This is a genomic window from Streptomyces sp. NPDC091387 (assembly GCF_044756945.1).
Classification (GTDB): Bacteria; Actinomycetota; Actinomycetes; order Streptomycetales; family Streptomycetaceae; genus Streptomyces.
This window is the reverse complement of sequence record NZ_JBIVTZ010000053.1, coordinates 1-1,475: the sequence shown is the minus strand read 5'-3', so window position 1 is coordinate 1,475 and position 1,475 is coordinate 1. Positions and strand designations below refer to the sequence as shown.

The following is a 1,475-nucleotide window of genomic DNA, read 5'->3' as shown; positions in this document are numbered from 1 at the left end:
GGGTCTATCAGGAATCAGGTGTGGTTCGTCTGTTTGGCCTACAGGTTTTTCGGTGGGCTGGTCGGCCTACACTCGTCCGGCGGTAAGGCGGCCGTCGAAGAGGACGTCGAACTCGTTCAAGGCGCTTTTCCAGCGGTTGTTCCAGCGCTGGCGGCCTCGCCCGGTGGGGTCGAGGGCGAGGGTGGCGAGGTAGAGGCGTTTGAGCGCGGCTTGCTCGTTGGGGAAGTGTCCGCACGCCTGGGCCGCCCGCCGGTAGCGGGCGTTGAGGGACTCGATCGCGTTGGTGGTGTAGACGACCTGGCGGATCGCGTCGGGGAGACCGAGGAAGGGAACGAACTCGCTCCAGGCCCGCTCCCAGGTCCCGGCGATCGACGGGTAGCGCTTGCCCCACTTGTCGTCGAAGTCCGTCAGCCGTGTCCGGGCTTCGTCCTCGTTGACGGCGGTGTAGACGGGCTTGAGGTCGCGGGCGACGTCGGCCCAGTCGCGGCGCGAGGCATACCGCAGGCTCGCGCGCAGGAGGTGAACCACGCAGGTCTGGACCACGGTCCGGGGCCAGACGGCGTTCACCGCGTCGGGCAGGGCGGACAGCCCGTCGCAGACCAGCATCAGCACGTCACGGACGCCTCTGTTCTTGATCTCGGTCAGCACTGTCTGCCAGTACTTGGCGCCCTCACCGCCGTCGCCGGCCCACAGGCCGAGGATTTCGCGGTAGCCGTCGGCGGTGACCGCGATGGCCACGTAGACCGGCCGGTTGGCGACATGGCCGTCGCGGATCTTGACGTGCACGGCGTCGATGAAGACGACCGGGTAGACCGCGTCGAGCGGGCGGGTGCGCCATTCCGCCATCGATTCCAGGGCCTTGTCGGTGATCGTGGAGATGGTCTCCTTCGTCGTCGTCATCCCGTACGTCTGGGCGAGATGGGAGACGATCTCGCCGGAGGTCAGGCCCTTCGCCGTCAGCGAGATCACCAGATCGTCCAACGCACCTGTGCGGCGGGCGTATTTGGGCAGCAGACGGGGCTGGAAGGTGCCCAGCCTGTCCCGGGGCACCTGCACCGTGACGGCACCGACCTCCGTCATCACCTTCTTGCTCCGGTAGCCGTTGCGGGTGTTGCCGCCCGAGCGTGAGCCGCGGCCGCCGCCCCGGCCGGCCCCTTCGGCCAGGTGCTGGTCCATTTCTGCTTCCAGCGCGGACTGCATCAGGTGCTGGGCGAGCTCGGGCAGCACCCCGCCCTCGCCCATCAGCCGCAGCCCCTCTCCGCGGACCTTCTCGGCCGCGAGCGCGGCCAGCTCCTCCAGCAGCTCGCTGGACAGACCGTTCTGCGATACCGGCATCGACTTCACGTCGGCACCCTCGACGCCATCGCCGGCCTCGGCAAGCGACACACCGTCCACGGTCTCGATCAGGTGACCAGTCGTCGTACTCATCAGGCTCACTCCTTCGGGGAGATCCACACCTGATTCATGACACTCCC

Annotated in this window: 1 protein-coding gene; it reads right to left on the bottom strand. The window is 67.8% G+C overall.

Translation table 11 applies throughout. The annotated features are described in order from the left end of the window. Positions 1 to 66: 66 nt before the first annotated feature. Positions 67 to 1,335 carry an IS256 family transposase gene (locus ACIQM0_RS39320; RefSeq protein WP_366446513.1) on the bottom strand — a complete coding sequence of 423 codons (1,269 nt, stop codon included), beginning with the start codon at positions 1,333 to 1,335 and terminating at the stop codon, positions 67 to 69. Positions 1,336 to 1,475: the final 140 nt, after the last annotated feature.